The sequence below is a fragment of the Pseudomonas sp. I3-I5 genome (genome assembly GCF_022699445.1).
GTDB lineage: Bacteria > Pseudomonadota > Gammaproteobacteria > Pseudomonadales > Pseudomonadaceae > Aquipseudomonas > Aquipseudomonas fulva.
On sequence record NZ_CP093940.1, the window covers coordinates 2,099,402 to 2,114,041 of the forward strand.

Annotated in this window: 12 protein-coding genes; 9 read left to right on the forward strand and 3 right to left on the reverse strand. The window is 61.9% G+C overall.

All coding sequences use genetic code 11. From position 1 onward, the window contains the following. Nucleotides 1-114 precede the first annotated feature (114 nt). The 8 genes from MOP87_RS09610 (at nt 115) to MOP87_RS09645 (ending at nt 7,898) form a co-directional block, all read left to right on the forward strand. Complete coding sequence (locus tag MOP87_RS09610) at nt 115-813, forward strand: CoA transferase subunit A (RefSeq protein WP_023535422.1); 699 nt, start codon at nt 115-117, stop codon at nt 811-813. Between the two features lie 33 nt (nt 814-846). Beyond that, a complete protein-coding gene (locus MOP87_RS09615; RefSeq protein ID WP_027916352.1) occupies nt 847-1,503 on the forward strand; it encodes a CoA transferase subunit B in 657 nt (218 codons plus the stop codon). 152 nt (nt 1,504-1,655) lie between these two features. After that, nucleotides 1,656-3,074, forward strand: coding sequence for a TIGR00366 family protein (locus MOP87_RS09620; protein WP_242810453.1), 1,419 nt, complete (start codon nt 1,656-1,658; stop codon nt 3,072-3,074). Between the two features lie 320 nt (nt 3,075-3,394). Beyond that, complete coding sequence (locus MOP87_RS09625) at nt 3,395-3,571, forward strand: hypothetical protein (protein WP_165919238.1); 177 nt, start codon at nt 3,395-3,397, stop codon at nt 3,569-3,571. A 229-nt stretch (nt 3,572-3,800) separates the two neighbouring features. After that, nucleotides 3,801-4,358, forward strand: a complete 558-nt coding sequence (locus MOP87_RS09630; RefSeq protein WP_027916351.1) for a polysaccharide biosynthesis/export family protein — start codon at nt 3,801-3,803, stop codon at nt 4,356-4,358. A gap of 25 nt (nt 4,359-4,383) precedes the next feature. After that, nucleotides 4,384-5,499 (forward strand): hypothetical protein, encoded by a 1,116-nt coding sequence (locus tag MOP87_RS09635; RefSeq protein ID WP_027916350.1) that lies wholly within the window; start codon nt 4,384-4,386, stop codon nt 5,497-5,499. Nucleotides 5,500-5,518: 19 nt separating this feature from the next. After that, entirely contained in the window at nt 5,519-7,081 is a 1,563-nt protein-coding gene (locus MOP87_RS09640) for a Wzz/FepE/Etk N-terminal domain-containing protein (RefSeq protein ID WP_242810454.1), read from the forward strand. A gap of 10 nt (nt 7,082-7,091) precedes the next feature. Then, nucleotides 7,092-7,898 (forward strand): CpsD/CapB family tyrosine-protein kinase, encoded by an 807-nt coding sequence (locus tag MOP87_RS09645; RefSeq protein ID WP_027916348.1) that lies wholly within the window; start codon nt 7,092-7,094, stop codon nt 7,896-7,898. 40 nt (nt 7,899-7,938) lie between these two features. Here MOP87_RS09645 and galE read toward each other — a convergent pair whose 3' ends face one another. The 3 genes from galE to MOP87_RS09660 form a co-directional block, all read right to left on the reverse strand. Next, a complete protein-coding gene (gene galE / locus MOP87_RS09650) occupies nt 7,939-8,916 on the reverse strand; it encodes a UDP-glucose 4-epimerase GalE (RefSeq protein WP_028687783.1) in 978 nt (325 codons plus the stop codon). A gap of 106 nt (nt 8,917-9,022) precedes the next feature. After that, nucleotides 9,023-11,620 (reverse strand): cellulase family glycosylhydrolase, encoded by a 2,598-nt coding sequence (locus tag MOP87_RS09655; protein ID WP_242810455.1) that lies wholly within the window; start codon nt 11,618-11,620, stop codon nt 9,023-9,025. Then, complete coding sequence (locus MOP87_RS09660) at nt 11,617-13,152, reverse strand: O-antigen ligase family protein (protein WP_242810456.1); 1,536 nt, start codon at nt 13,150-13,152, stop codon at nt 11,617-11,619. The genes MOP87_RS09655 and MOP87_RS09660 overlap by 4 nt, the downstream gene beginning before the upstream one ends. A 95-nt stretch (nt 13,153-13,247) precedes the next feature. Here MOP87_RS09660 and MOP87_RS09665 point away from each other — a divergent pair, with 95 nt between their 5' ends. Beyond that, nucleotides 13,248-14,624 carry an oligosaccharide flippase family protein gene (locus MOP87_RS09665; protein WP_028687785.1) on the forward strand — a complete coding sequence of 459 codons (1,377 nt, stop codon included), beginning with the start codon at nt 13,248-13,250 and terminating at the stop codon, nt 14,622-14,624. Nucleotides 14,625-14,640 lie beyond the last annotated feature (16 nt).

Genomic DNA, 14,640 nt, shown 5'->3' on the forward strand with positions numbered 1-14,640 from the left:
TGCTTATCAATCGATCATAAAAACAAAATTAACAAATCAGTGAGCAAGCGAGAAGATACCCCCACACGCTCACCGACGCCCCGTCGGCTCAACAACTACAAAAGGCGAACCAGCATGGCCGGATTGGACAAACGCGTAGCTACGTACGAACAGGCCCTGGAAGGGCTGACCGACGGCATGACCGTACTGGCCGGAGGGTTCGGCCTGTGCGGCATACCTGAAAACCTGATCGCCGAGATCAAGCGTCGCGGCGTCAAGGGCCTGACCGTGGTCTCCAATAACTGCGGCGTCGATGGCTTCGGCCTTGGCGTACTGCTCGAGGACCATCAGATTCGCAAGATGGTCGCGTCCTACGTGGGGGAAAACGCTGAATTCGAACGCCAGCTGCTCAGCGGTGAGCTTGAGGTCGAACTCACGCCCCAGGGTACCCTGGCCGAAAAGATGCGCGCTGGCGGAGCGGGCATTCCCGCCTTCTTCACTGCCACCGGCTATGGCACCCCGGTGGCCGAGGGCAAGGAAGTGCGTGAATTCAAGGGTCGCAAGTACATCCTCGAAGAGGCCATTACCGGCGACTTTGCCATCGTCAAGGGCTGGAAGGCTGATCATTACGGCAATGTGATCTACCGCAACACTGCCCAGAACTTCAATCCGCTGGCCGCCACCGCCGGCAAGATCACCGTGGTCGAAGTCGAGGAAATCGTCGAACCTGGCGTGCTGCTGCCCAGCGAAATCCATACCCCTGGCATCTTCGTGGACCGCGTCATCGTCGGCACCTTCGAAAAGCGCATCGAAAAACGCACCGTCAAGGCCTGAGCGCCCCCACAGAACAACAAAGAGACTCTCACCATGGCACTGACCCGCGAACAGATGGCCCAACGCGTTGCACGTGAACTCAAGGACGGCTACTACGTCAACTTGGGTATCGGTATTCCCACCCTGGTGGCCAACTATGTGCCGGCCGACATGGACGTGATGCTCCAGTCGGAAAACGGCCTGTTGGGCATGGGGGAATTCCCCACCGAAGCGACCCTTGACGCTGACATGATCAACGCAGGCAAACAGACCGTTACCGCCCGCATCGGCGCATCGATCTTCGACTCGGCACAGTCGTTCGCCATGATCCGTGGCGGTCACGTCGACCTGACCGTGCTCGGTGCCTTCGAAGTGGACGTGCAGGGCAACATCGCCTCCTGGATGATCCCTGGCAAGCTGGTCAAGGGCATGGGGGGCGCCATGGACCTGGTGGCCGGTGCGGAAAACATCATCGTCACCATGACCCACGCCTCCAAGGACGGGGAGTCCAAGCTGCTGCCCCAGTGCAGCCTTCCTTTGACCGGCGCGGGCTGCATCCGCAAGGTACTAACCGACCTGGCTTATCTTGAGATCGAGGATGGCGCGTTCATCCTGCGCGAAACCGCCCCCGGTGTGAGCGTCGAAGAAATCATCGCCAAGACAGCCGGCAAGCTCATCGTTGCCGACGATGTGAAGGAAATGACCTTCTAACCCACATGCACTTTCGCCCTGCTGCGGCGAACCCGCCCGTTCAGGTAGCCGTTTTCACCACGGCATCTGGGCTGGCGGGTTCGTTGGCGCAGGGTTCGCGCATTTCTGCGCAGCCTTTCATCTACCTATAAAACCAATAAAAGGACGCTTCCGTGGCCGCTGAACTACAAGACAGCCGCTCTGCACGCTTTGCCCTGCGCTGCTCCAACTGGGCAGAGCGCTGGTTCCCCGATTCCTGGGTATTCGCCGCCTTGGCGGTGCTGCTGGTGTGCTTGGGCGCGTTGGCCATGGGCGCCAAGCCCCTGGACACCGCAAAGGCCTTCGGGGATGGATTCTGGAGCTTGATCCCCTTCACCATGCAGATGGCGTTCGTGGTCATCGGCGGCTATGTGGTCGCCAGTTCGCCGCCTGCCGCGCGGCTGATCGATCGCCTGGCCCGCATTCCCCGCAACGGTCGCTCGGCCGTTGCATGGGTAGCCCTGATCTCGATGCTGGCGTCATTGCTCAACTGGGGCTTGTCCCTGGTCTTTGGTGGCCTGCTGGTGCGTGCATTGGCGCGTCGTACCGACCTCAAGATGGACTACAGGGCTGCCGGTGCGGCGGCCTACCTGGGCCTGGGCGCAGTGTGGGCGCTGGGGCTGTCCTCATCGGCGGCTCAGTTGCAGGCCAATCCGGCCAGCCTTCCACCCTCGATTCTGTCGATCACTGGCGTGATTCCTTTCACCGAAACCATCTTTCTCTGGCAGTCAGGCGTGATGTTGGCAGCCTTGGTCGTGGTATCGCTGGTCATCGCCTATGCTACAGCCCCCGGCGCCAACAGTGCGCGCAGCGCTCAAGCGTGTGGCGTGGACCCAAGCTTCAGCGCTCCGCCGGCACCTGCGCGTACACGCCCGGGGGAGTGGCTCGAGCACAGCCCTGTGCTGATCCTGCTGCTCGTTGCGCTGGCCGCAGGCTGGCTGTATCAGGAGTTCGCGAGTAAACCCGCCATCACGGCCATCTCTGGCCTGAACACCTACAACCTGCTGTTCATCATGCTCGGCGCGTTGCTGCACTGGCGGCCGCGCAGCTTCCTCGACGCTGTGGCCCGGGCCGTGCCCACTACCACTGGCGTGCTGATCCAGTTCCCGTTGTACGGCTCCATCGCCGCAATCCTCACCCAGGTCAAAGGGGTCGACGAACAGACGCTTGCCCATCACATCTCGCTGTTCTTCACCCAAATTGCCACCCACGATTCCTATGCCCTGTTGATGGGTGTGTATTCGGCGGTACTGGGCTTCTTCATTCCGTCAGGTGGCGGCAAGTGGATCATCGAGGCGCCCTATGTGATGCTGGTGGCCAATGACCTGCAATACCACCTCGGCTGGGCTGTGCAGATCTACAACGCAGCCGAAGCGTTGCCCAACCTGATCAACCCGTTCTACATGTTGCCGCTGCTGGGCGTGCTGGGCCTGAAGGCGCGGGACCTGATCGGGTTTTCCTTCGTGCAGTTGCTCGTGCACGTTCCTCTGGTGCTGTTCCTGTTGTGGGCCTTGGGCACCACGTTGCAATACACGCCACCGGTCATGCCGTAGCGGCTGCTCCTGGCTACAGAACTGTGCCTTGCCTTGGAGTGAGGTGCAGGTCTGTGAGTCAGTGTGCTTTCTCCGCCAACCTCAGGGTGAAGAAGGCAACTTGCTCCTGACATCCAGACTCGCCCAGCCACGTAAATTTCCCTTTCGCATAATTTATGCGACGGTATTTTGACTTATTACGGCTAAGCCCATTGAGATTTATTATGGTGTCGGTTCATTGACGTAGTGTCAGAGTGCCCATAAGCTCAAGTCAATACCGCAACACACCCCGCATCATCGCGCCACTTACTCATTGATTATCTTGGTTGAAAGGACGGCGTATGCGCTCGACTCTGATTGTGAAATCGATCTTTTTGTTGGTGCTGTTGAGCGGTGCTGCCCGTGCGGCTGACTCGTATATCAATCAGACCAGTATCATTCCCGTTGCAACCGCGGGTTGGTTCTTCGCATTTGCGGTCGTGGGTTTTGTCGCCGTGGCCAATCGCAGAAAGATTTGAAATACCGCAGTTACAGTCACTCAGGCTAGACCGCTTGAGTTGGCTTGTGAATTCGTCAACCGTTGCTATATTGCCATTACCCTCTCGAAGCCTGGTCAGCAGGGTTCGACGTGCCGCTCAGGCGGCCGGCAGAGCATGGCGCTCGCGGTGGTGACAGCGAAGTGGAGCGAGAGTTGGTGTGTTGTTCTCTTCAGTGCTCTAGTCGGGCCATTTGGCCGGAGGGACCCTCATGGTGCGTTCATTGTTCGCCGTCGTTGGCCTGGTTGCAATGTGGTCGGGTCATTGCGCTGCCGCGCCCTCGGAACCGGCCTACCGCCTCAACCCCGGCGATGTGGTGATGGTCTCGGTGTGGCAGGAAGACAGCCTCAAGCAGGAGGCCACCGTGCTCCCCGATGGCAGCATCACGTTCCCTCTGGCCGGCCGCATAGACGTGGCAGGGCTGGATGTTGCCTCGGTTGAAAAACAAGTGGCCAGCAAACTGGAAAAGTTTCTGCCTGACCCGAACGTCAGCGTGGTAGTCAAGAGTAACGCGGGCAACTTGGTGTATGTCCAAGGCAAGGTCATAAAGCCCGGCCCCGTACAAATGTCAGGCCCTACGGCCGTGCTGCAGGCGTTGAGCATGTCGGGTGGCCTGGACAAGTTTGCCGATGAAAGCGAAATAATGGTCGTGCGTGGCACCGGCACGTCCCAGAGAATCCTGCCCGTGCGATACAAGGACTTGGTGACGGGCCGCGACATGTCGACCAATATTCAACTTCAGGCCGGTGACACGCTGGTCGTTCCTTGATCATGCCTTTTAATAAGTAGACTTGATGCCTCTTCCAAGAACAACACGCATTGCCGCGGCAATTGTGGCCTTGCCGCTTGCGCACTCAACCCAGGCCGCTACCTGGCAGTCGACGGTGGTGGTACCGACGTCGGTCGAACACGACAGCAACCCGCTGTTGCTATCGTCGGGCGAAAAAGGCGTGACACGTACCCTGATTGCACCTGACTACACCCTGATCGGCAGTTTCGGCCGAGATGAACTGCGGTTAGGTCTGGGCCTGGATATTCTGCGCTCCTCCGACACCAACGTCGTCGATGACCGCGAAGACCCAGACATCAGCCTGGGCTGGCAACGTACCACCGAACGCGGGCAGTTCGGGCTGCTGGCACGCTACAACGAAACCTCTACGCTGTCGGGTACCGTGCTCGATACCGGCGTTGTTACTACCGATGGGACGCAGAAGCTGTACACCTTGACGGGTAACTGGCGCCAGGCGATCACCGAACGCAGCACCCTGAGCAACGAAACCACCTACAACCGCGCCCGTTACGATATCAACAGCCTGACTGGCTACGACGAGCTGGCCAATACCCTGACCTGGACCTACGCCTTGAGCGAGCGCGCCGATGCCTATACCCGCTTCGGTGCCCGGCGTTATGAACCCGAGGACGACCTGACCGCCACGGCCTCCAACAGCTACAGCCCGGCGGTGGGAATCAAGTACCAGTTCTCCGAGTCATTCAGCGCCGATGCGCACTTGGGCGTCAACAAGGTATCGGGCAGCCAGGGAGGGCGGCGCGGGGAGGGCGGCGTGGCGCTGCTGTACACCGGCGCACGCAGCGATGCCAGCCTGACGGTCGAGCGCAGTACGGTAGCCAGTGCCCAAGGCGGGTTCGCCCAGCTCGATCAGGTGCGTGGGGTCTGGAGTTATGCGCTCGACCCCTTGACCCGGGTCGGCGCCGACGCCGCCTGGCAGGACAGCAAGGGCCAGATACCCAATACCTTGCAGATCTACAGCCTCTGGGCCAGCCGCCAATTGTCCCCCTACTGGGACCTGCGCCTGGCGCTGACGTACAAGGAGCGCAAGCAGGACCTCGACGGCGATGCGACCGCCACGATCGTTGGCTTGACCCTGACATACCGCTATCCCGACATCTGAACCGCTTGCAGGTGGCCCCATGAAGTCCGATTACGAGCTCTCTCTCAGAGATTACATCGCCATTATCAAGGACCGGGCCGTGGTGTTGGGGGTCAGCGCAGCCGTTATCCTGGCTGCCACCGTCGCCGTGGCGCTGACGGTGCCACCGATCTATCAGTCCACCGGCACGATCCTGGTGGAGTCGCAGCAGATATCTCCCGAGCTGGTGTCGACCAACACCACCAGCTTTGCCGACGAGCGCATCGAGGTCATTCGCCAGCGGGTGATGACGCGCGAGAACCTGCTGCGCATCATCGACAAGTACGGACTGTTTGCCGACAAGCGCTTGAGCGAAAGCGACAAGATCGACCAAATGCGCAACGCCATCGCGGTCCAGACGCTGACCACCTTCGTGCGTGGGCGCGGCGAGGCGACGATCGCCTTCAACGTGTCTTTCGAGCATCGTCAGGCAGAGGTGGCCAAAGAAGTCGCCGATGAACTGGTCACGCTGTTTCTCAACGAAAACCTCAAGCAGCGCACCGAACGGGCCAACGAGACCACCGAGTTTCTGACCCAGGAGGCGAACAAGCTGGGGGCAGAACTGGCCAGCCTGGAGAACCAGTTGGCCGACTTCAAGCAGGCCCATGCCAATGCGTTGCCTGAGCATCAGACGCTGCGCATGAACATGCTTTCGCGGGCAGAGCTCGAGTTCCGGGAGGTCGACCGCGATTACAAGGCGGCCCAGGAGGAGCTGCGCTACCTGGAGCTTGAACTGTCCGCCGCCAATGCCGGCCTAGGTACCAAAACCGGCGAGGGCGCGCGCCCAGCGGGCGCCGACCAGCCCCAGGACCTGGCGAGCCTGAAGGCCGAATATGCCCGCTTGCTGACCCGCTACAAAGAAGCGCACCCCGACGTGGCGGCGGTCAAACGCAAGATTCAAGCGCTGGAGGCCAGTGGCCAGACCGGTAGCGTGGCCTCGACGGTGAGCCTGGATGCGGCACGCGTACGGGCCAAGATGAGCGCGGCACAGGTACGCATTGCCTCGCTGGCCGAGCAGAAGCGCGAGCTGACCCGCAAGATGGAAGGTTACGAAGCCGAGATTCTCGAAGCGCCGCAGGTCGAGCGCGGCCTGGTTACGCTGATGCGCGACCATGACAACGCGCGCAAGAAGTACGAGGAAATCCGGGCCAAGGAAATGGGCGCCAAGATTACCGAGAGCCTTGAGCAGGAAAACAAGGCCGAGCGTTTCGTGCTGCTCGAACCGCCCTTGATGCCTGAGAAGCCGATCAAGCCCAACCGCAAGAAAATCGCGGCACTGGGCCTGGTGCTGGCGCCGGCAGGTGGTGGGGCGCTGGTCATGTTGCTGGAGATGCTCAACCAGCGCGTGCGTGGCGTTGGCGCCCTGGAGAACCTGCTTGGCAGGCGCGTGCTGGTGGCGCTGCCTTATATCGACACCCGCGCCGACGTGGCCAGGCGCAAGCGCTGGCGCAACGGGCTGATCCTGGCAGCGTTGTGCCTGGTGGCTATCCTGGTAGGGCTGGTACACCTCTTCTACATGCCGCTGGATGTGCTGTTGCTCAAGCTCACCTCCAGGTTTGCATAGGAAAGCAGTGATGGACAGGAATACACCGGCTCATGGCAATACCCTTCACCCGGTCACTCCAGGTACGCCCCAGGCCGTGAACCCGGCACCGGGTACCGCGCTTGCGGAGGTCCCGGGGCAGTTCGACTACGTCAATACCAAGGTGGTGGCGCTCAAGGCTGATCACCTGGAACGTCACCGCATTGTCGCCTATAACAAAAACTCCAGCATGAACGGGCCCATTGACCTGTTGCGCACCCAGGTGCTCAGGACCATGGAGGAAAACGGCTGGCGTACCCTGGCCATTACCTCCCCCACGCCCGAAGCGGGCAAGACGGTACTGGCCATCAACCTGGCCATGAGCATTGCCCACTACACCACCCGCACCGCCTTGCTGGTGGATTTCGACCTGCGCCGTCCTCGCGTCGGCAGGAGCCTGGGGCTGCCCATGGACTGCTCGCTGAACGAGTTTCTCGATGATCAGGCGCCGCTGCAGGAATGCCTGGTGAACCCCACATTGCCTCGTTTCGTCGTACTGCCGACGCGGGTGCCGGTACCCATGTCGACCGAAGTGTTGTGCTCACCCAAGGTCACTCACCTGGTCAGCGACCTGCGTAATCGCTATGCCTCGCGCATCTGCATCTTCGACCTGCCACCGCTGCTCAGCTCCGACGATGCGATCACCGTGCTACCCACGTTTGACTGCGTGCTGTTGGTGGTGGCCAACGGCATGAACACCAAGAAAGAGATCGAGGACTGCCTGCACCACCTGGGCACGGCGAACCTGATTGGCACCGTACTGAATAAGGCCGACGAAAAACCGCAGCCCTATTATTGAGCGTTTTCAAGGGGCGCAGTCGGGCAGCCCCGATGGACGCTCAACGCCATGTCATTGCCGGCCATGGGTACTGCCGCTCCCATTGCCAGGCGTGCGCCACGATCACTTCCAGGTCTGCGTGCACAGGCCGCCAGCCCAGCACCTGCATGGCCTTGCTGGCATCGGCCACCAATCGGGGCGGGTCGCCTGCGCGGCGCGGTGCGTCCAGCACAGTGATGGGTTGGCCCGTCACGGACCTGGCCGCATCGATGACCTCCTGCACCGAGAAGCCCAGGCCATTGCCCAGGTTGAACACTGCACGCTCGCCGCCGTCGAGCAGGTAGTCCACGGCCAGCGCATGGGCGCAGGCCAGATCGGTCACATGTACGTAATCGCGGATGCACGTGCCGTCGGGGGTGGGGTAGTCCCGGCCGAATACCGTCACTGCCTCGCGCCGGCCAGAGGCGGCCTGGAGAATAAGGGGAATCAGATGTGTCTCCGGCTCATGACGCTCGCCGAGCAACCCCGCCGGGTCGGCGCCTGCGGCATTGAAATAGCGCAGGCATACCGACTTGAGCCCGTAAGCCCGATCGAAATCCTCAAGGATCTGTTCCACCATCCACTTGCTCAACCCATACGGGTTGATCGGCGCCTTGGGATGGGCCTCGTCGATAGGCACGTACTGCGGATCCCCATACACAGCCGCCGTGGAGGAGAAAATCAGGCACTTGATTCTTGCGCTGACCATCGCCTGGAGCAGCGACAGGGTAGCGGCGACGTTGTTCTGGTAATACTTGCCCGGAGCGCTGACCGATTCGCCCACCTGGATGAACGAGGCAAAATGAAAGACCGCGTCGAACGTGCACATGCCGAACAGCACGTTGAGCGCGGCTTCATCGGCGATGTCCAACCTGGCCCACTGAATGCCCGGCCCTGGAGATACCAGGTCCGCTACCACCACTTCATGCCCGGCAGCCAACAGATAGCCGACCATGTGCGAGCCAATATAGCCCGAGCCCCCCACCACCAGGTACCTCATCCACACCTCCACGAAGCCGCTGTCGACAGACACCGTGAACCGTCCCTGGGACATGCAGGCGGGATGCTCGGCTAACAGGTGCCATGAGCGTAGATGGCCATCTGCCCTATTTCAAGAACAGCCAATTGGACATGTAGGTGCCATCCAGGGTGATGTGATAACGCCCATCACGGTAGCTGGCGGGCAGGGGCTTGAGCTGCGCCTGGGCATCGCGGGCGAACAGCTTCAACCCGGCAGGCGCCTTGATGCTCAGCTGAGCCTTGAGCGGTTCGACGTGAAAGCGCGTGTTTTCCTCAGGCTGGGGCACCGCTCGCGTGCCCAGGGAGACCAGCAGGCTGCGCGATTGGCCCAGCACCACACCGTCGAGACTCTGCACGGCGATACTGGCGTAGGGCGTGCTCGCCTGAACCTGGACATCACCCAGGGTAATCGTACGCCCGCCCAGCCAGCCCGTTGCCGCTTGGGTGAGGGGCGTGTCGATGGTGTAGAGGCCTGACTGCCAGTTGCGCTTGAGCTCGCCGGTATCGCTCACCGACTCGGTCGCGTCTGCCGGCAGCAACGCCTGGGCAGGGTCGTGCAGCACGGTAGCTCCGTCAGCGGTGGCAGCAGGTTTGAGCCATGGCAGCTGGGGCGTGACAGGCAAGGCGATCTGCAGTTGGCCCAGGCCTACCGCCGTGCGCAGCAGCGCCGAGGTACGTGGGGTGATGTCCTGGTTGTACAGGGTTTCGGGGCTCGGCGCGAACACGTAGCGGGTACTGGCGGGTTGAACGTCCCCACGCCTGTACATCAGTGCGGCAGCCGGCATCGTGGCAAGCAATGCCGGATCATTGTAGGCATGCCAGTTGTCTGCCGTGCGCCAGCCGGGGTTGAACGCCTGTTGACTGTAGGCGTACTGCAGCATGGCGTCCCAACCTTGGTGGCTGGCGGTTCCGGCGATGTACAACGGCAGGGAATGCCGGTCAGGCAACGGGAAAGGCTCGGCGTTCCATTCGCTGACCGTCAACGGTTTGCCCACGACCTGAGCGGCGGCCAGCCAGTCGATCAAGCCGTCGCTGGTCAACGGGTTCTTCTCCAGCTGGCCACTGGCGCCGTAGCTGTGGGCATCGATGACATCACCCACCGTGAGGGCGGGCAGGGCACTCAGGCCGTTGCCGCCCCAGGTGCTGGTGGTGGCGATCGGCACCCGTACCCCCAGGGCGCGCAGGTGCGCGATCATGTCGGCATTGAAGCGCTGCTCCAGGTCGTTGAGAAACAGCTTGGAGGGCCCAGGTTGCCAGGCCCGCCAGGTCAGGTCCGCTGGCAGGTCGTGCTGGCTGGCGAACGCCTTGGCAGCGGCCATGTAACGCTGACTGTGACGGGGGACGTCCTTGTCCGGCAGCAGGGCGTTGCCGTAGTGCTGGGTGATGTCGTTCTCGTTGGTGAGCAGGATGGCCGCGATGGCGGGGTCATCTTTGTAGGCCAGGCCTGTCAGAGGATTTACATGGCCCAGGTACTGAGCGGCGAAGTTTTTCATCGCCTGCTGGATGCTGGCGTTGACGTAGGCGTAGCCCTTGAGGTCGACCCGCGCTTGGCCCTTGGCCAGTTCGCCAAAGTCATCGATACCGTCCTGGGCGGTTAGAGCGCGCTGCACATGCAAGTCCAGCCAGATGTAGATGCCCTCGTCCTTGAGCGCCTTGATCCAGAGGTCAAGCTTGCGCATGGACTCGGCGTCCAACTGCTGGGTGTCGCGAACCTGCGTGCCGTCACCAAACACATTGGGGCTCACCCAGGGGGAGTCGTGATGGTGCAGCCGTACAAGGTTGAAGCCCAGCGCCGACAGGCGTTTTGCCTGCTGGGCAATCTCCTCGTCAGGGCTCTTGAACAGGGCGTAAGCCGACAGGTTGGTGCCCCAGAAACGCACGGGGGTATTGTCCTCGAACACCAGTTGTTCCCCGCGCGCCTGCACAAAGCCGTGCTTGCCGGCGGGCTTTTGCCGCGCATTGAGAAACGAAAGGTCAACGGGGGATGTGCGCCAGTCCAACTGGTCCTCTGGCCAGGCAGTAGTGTCCACCAGACCGAAGCGCTCGGTAGGGGTGGGCGCGAGGGCGATGTCCCCGGTTACGTTCAGCACCGCCTTGACCTGTTGCTTGCCGGCAGCGATGGCGTCCTTGTAGAAGAAGGCGCGCAGCTCCGAAGGATTGCCGCGCTCGAAGTAGACCTTGGCCAAGGGTGGGTCGAAACGCATTTCTACACGCCTGCCCTGCTCGGTACCGCCCCAGGACCACCCGCGGTTGTCGGCCAACAGTTGCGGGGCACCCATGGCCCCCGCGATCTGCGCAGGATCGAACTGGAACACCATGCCGCCGCCAATCACATCGCGCTGGCGGCTATGGGCGTCAAGGTCGAAGTCCCACGCCAGGGTTTGCGGTTGCACCTGGGTGATCGCCGCCTTCAGCTCGAAATCCAGGGCCTTGTTCAGCCCCTGCAAGGTGTAGCGCCCGGGGCCATCGACGCTCAGGGCGGTCTGGAAACCCGTCCAGCTCCAGTCCTGCGCCCAGAAGTCGAACTTGGCGCTCATCACTGGCCCGCCGCCCTGCGTCACCACCGGCAGGCCGTTTTGCTCATCGATGCTGACCTGCCACGCCTCGGACCGAACGCTCGTGGGTAAGCCCAGGGAGCAAAGGGCGGTCAGGCACAGCACGGCACGCAAGGCAGACAGGGTCATGAAAGGCTCCTGGGTTGCGCAGAGGGGATGTCGTAAGAGGGCGTAGCGAGCGAGTGCTGCCGGCGGACCATGTGGGTATAGGCCACCCCTAACCCTGCGATGGACCAGTACACCACCGGGATGAACGTGATGCTGCTGACGGTGAAGATGATCACCAGGATGCCGATCAATGTCGCCAGCAGCACCCGGCCAAGCTGACGACGTTCGTCGTCCTTGTCGTCGAAGCTGCGCATGGCCTTGTAGATGCCGCGCAGTACCATGGCGAAGAAGGCCACGAACAGCCCGAGCCCGACCAAGCCGACGTGCAGGGCCAGGTTGATGTAGGAGTTGACGATATCGATGATGCCTTCGCCCTGGATCATCGACTGCATTTCGGGCGTGTTGCGAAAATCGAACGAGCCGAACAGCGGATTGCGCTGGATGACGATCCACGCATTGTCCATGAGCCGCTCGCGGTAAGTGATGTTCTCTTTTTCAAGGTTGCCAATGAACGGCAGCAGGTCCAGCACCTTATCGCCACCCGGTATCACACCGAGCAGCGGCAGGGCGAGCACCCCCGCCGTTGCCAGCAGGGCCAGGCGCCGCACGGCCCCCCTGCCCAGCGCCACGAACACCACCACGATCACCGCAGCGCCAATCCAGGGCCCGCGTGAGAGCGGCGCGAACAGACCGGCAGCCAGCAAAAGCGCGCCCATCCAGCGATGCAACGGCCCGCGCAGATAGCCTTGCACGAACAGGAACAGGCCGATGGCGACACTCATGACATAACCCAGCACGATGGCCTGGCCCGTGGTGACGCTGGCCCGCAGGGCGCCGCCCCGGCTCAGGTAGCCCGACAAGCTCCACGGCACACCCATGGCGTCGATCAGGGCGCTGTACAGCAACCAGTGGCGTACATACTCGGCGACCCCGATCAACGCCAGCAGGAAGCCGACCAGGACGAAGGCCAGCATGGCGTCCTTGAAGTCGCTGACCTGGCGCAACCCACGGCTGGCCACGTAGTAGGGCAGAAATACATCGACATACAGGTACAGGGCCTGGCGCAGGGTATCGGTGGGCGTGGTTTCGCGCAGATAGAGCACACTCATCAGCACCAGGCTTGCCGCCAGCAGGCGATCTGGCCAGGTGCGGCCAAAGCGCAGCGTGTCCGGCTGCCGACGCAAGGCCAGGGCGGCTGGTAGCAGCACGCACAGTGTCAACAGGCGGATGTGGTTGAGGTCGACCAGGTAGTTGACCACACCGAACCCCGGCACCTGCGCCGCCGCCGGTGGGATCAGAAACAACAGCAGGTAGAACAGCGCCATGGGGTTGTGTTCACGACGCCCGGCCAGGTACAGGATGAGCCCGCCTGCCGCCAGGTACAGCCAGAAACTGTGGGAGACGAATGCCAGCACCGTCAGCAGGAACCAGAGGTTGCGCCGGCGCTTGAAATCGCGCAGCGGGATCAGGTCGGTGGCAGGACGCCGAGCCAGCACGAATACCACGCTGGCCAGGAACAGGATGACGATCAACGCGCGAAAATGTTCAGGCATCAGCTATTTACACCTTCCTTTCGGTGGGCCACGGCTAGCATCATGGCTGATTGAAACTATAGTGACTTTTAGCCATCTAGTCAGAGATAGAACCCATGCCGTCGATTGAGGTGTCAGCCACCGCAAGCTTGCGCTCGCGGGCCTTGCGGGCGGGGTCATGGAACCTGGTCTCGCAAGTGGCTTCCCAACTGATGCGCCTGGGCGGCAACCTGATCATGGCGCGTATCCTGGTCCCCGAGATGTTCGGGGTCATGGTCATCGCCACCACGGTTTCGGTACTGCTTCACTTGCTCTCCGATGTTGGCTTGCGCCAGAACATCATCCAGAGCCATCGAGGTGACGACCCCGTTTTCCTTAACACGGCCTGGACTGTCCAGATCATTCGCGGCTTCATCCTGTTCGCCTTGACCTTGCTGCTGGCCCTGGGCGCGTGGCTGGCGCAGGTGGCTGAGCTGTGGCCTGCGGACGCGACCTACGCGGCCCCGGTTTTGCCGGCGGTACTGGCCATCACCGGCCTATCTGCCGTGATCTGGGGTTTTCAGTCCACCAAGATAGACGTGGCAGTGCGAACCTTCCAACAAAAGCGCGTGGTGCTGGTCGACCTGGCGTCGCAAGTCGCGGGCCTGCTGGTGATGCTCGTGGTGGGCTACCTGACCCATTCCATCTGGGCGCTGGTCAGCGCTGGCCTGGTGTCTGCCCTGGCCTGGACGGTACTGGGCCACACTGCGCTGGAGGGCCCTGGCAATCGTCTGCACTGGGACCGCGCCGCCCTGAACGAGCTGATCGTGTTCGGGCGCTGGATCCTGCTGTCTTCGATGGTCGGGGTCCTGGCCATGTATGGCGACCGCATCTGGTTCGGTGCCAGCATGACGGCGGCGCAGCTGGGCGTGTACTCCATCGCCGTGCTGATTCTGGGGGCAGTGCAGATGGCCATCATGAAGGTGGTCGGCGCCGTTGCGCTGCCGGCGTTCAGCGAAGCGGCTCGTGCTGACGATCGCGAGCGTCTGGTAGCCCTGTATCACCGTTTTCGGCTATTGGTGGACCTGCTGGTGCTGTTCATCTGCGGAGGGTTTCTGACCGCCAGCCCGCTGCTCATTGGCTGGATGTACGACGAGCGGTACCGTGAAGCAGGGCCGATGCTCGCAATTCTCTCGCTGTCATTCCTTACATTGCGCTATACATTGGCCCATCAGGTCTGGATCGCCTTGGGGCTGACCAAGTACCAGGCCATGGACAACATCATTCGCCTGGTCTCGTTGTGGGGGTTACTGCCGGTACTGCTGTATTTCGGTGGGGTGGACTGGGCGATCTGGGGCGTTGCCCTGCACACGCTGCCCACACTGGTGTTGATCGTTTACGTGAATAGCAAATTGGGAATGTTCAGCCTCAAGCGCGAGCTTGTAGTGCTGCCGGCCCTGTTGGCCGGGGCGCTGTGCGGGGCTGGATTGACCGCTTTATTCGAGTGGATCTGAGCGCGACCTGTAGGAA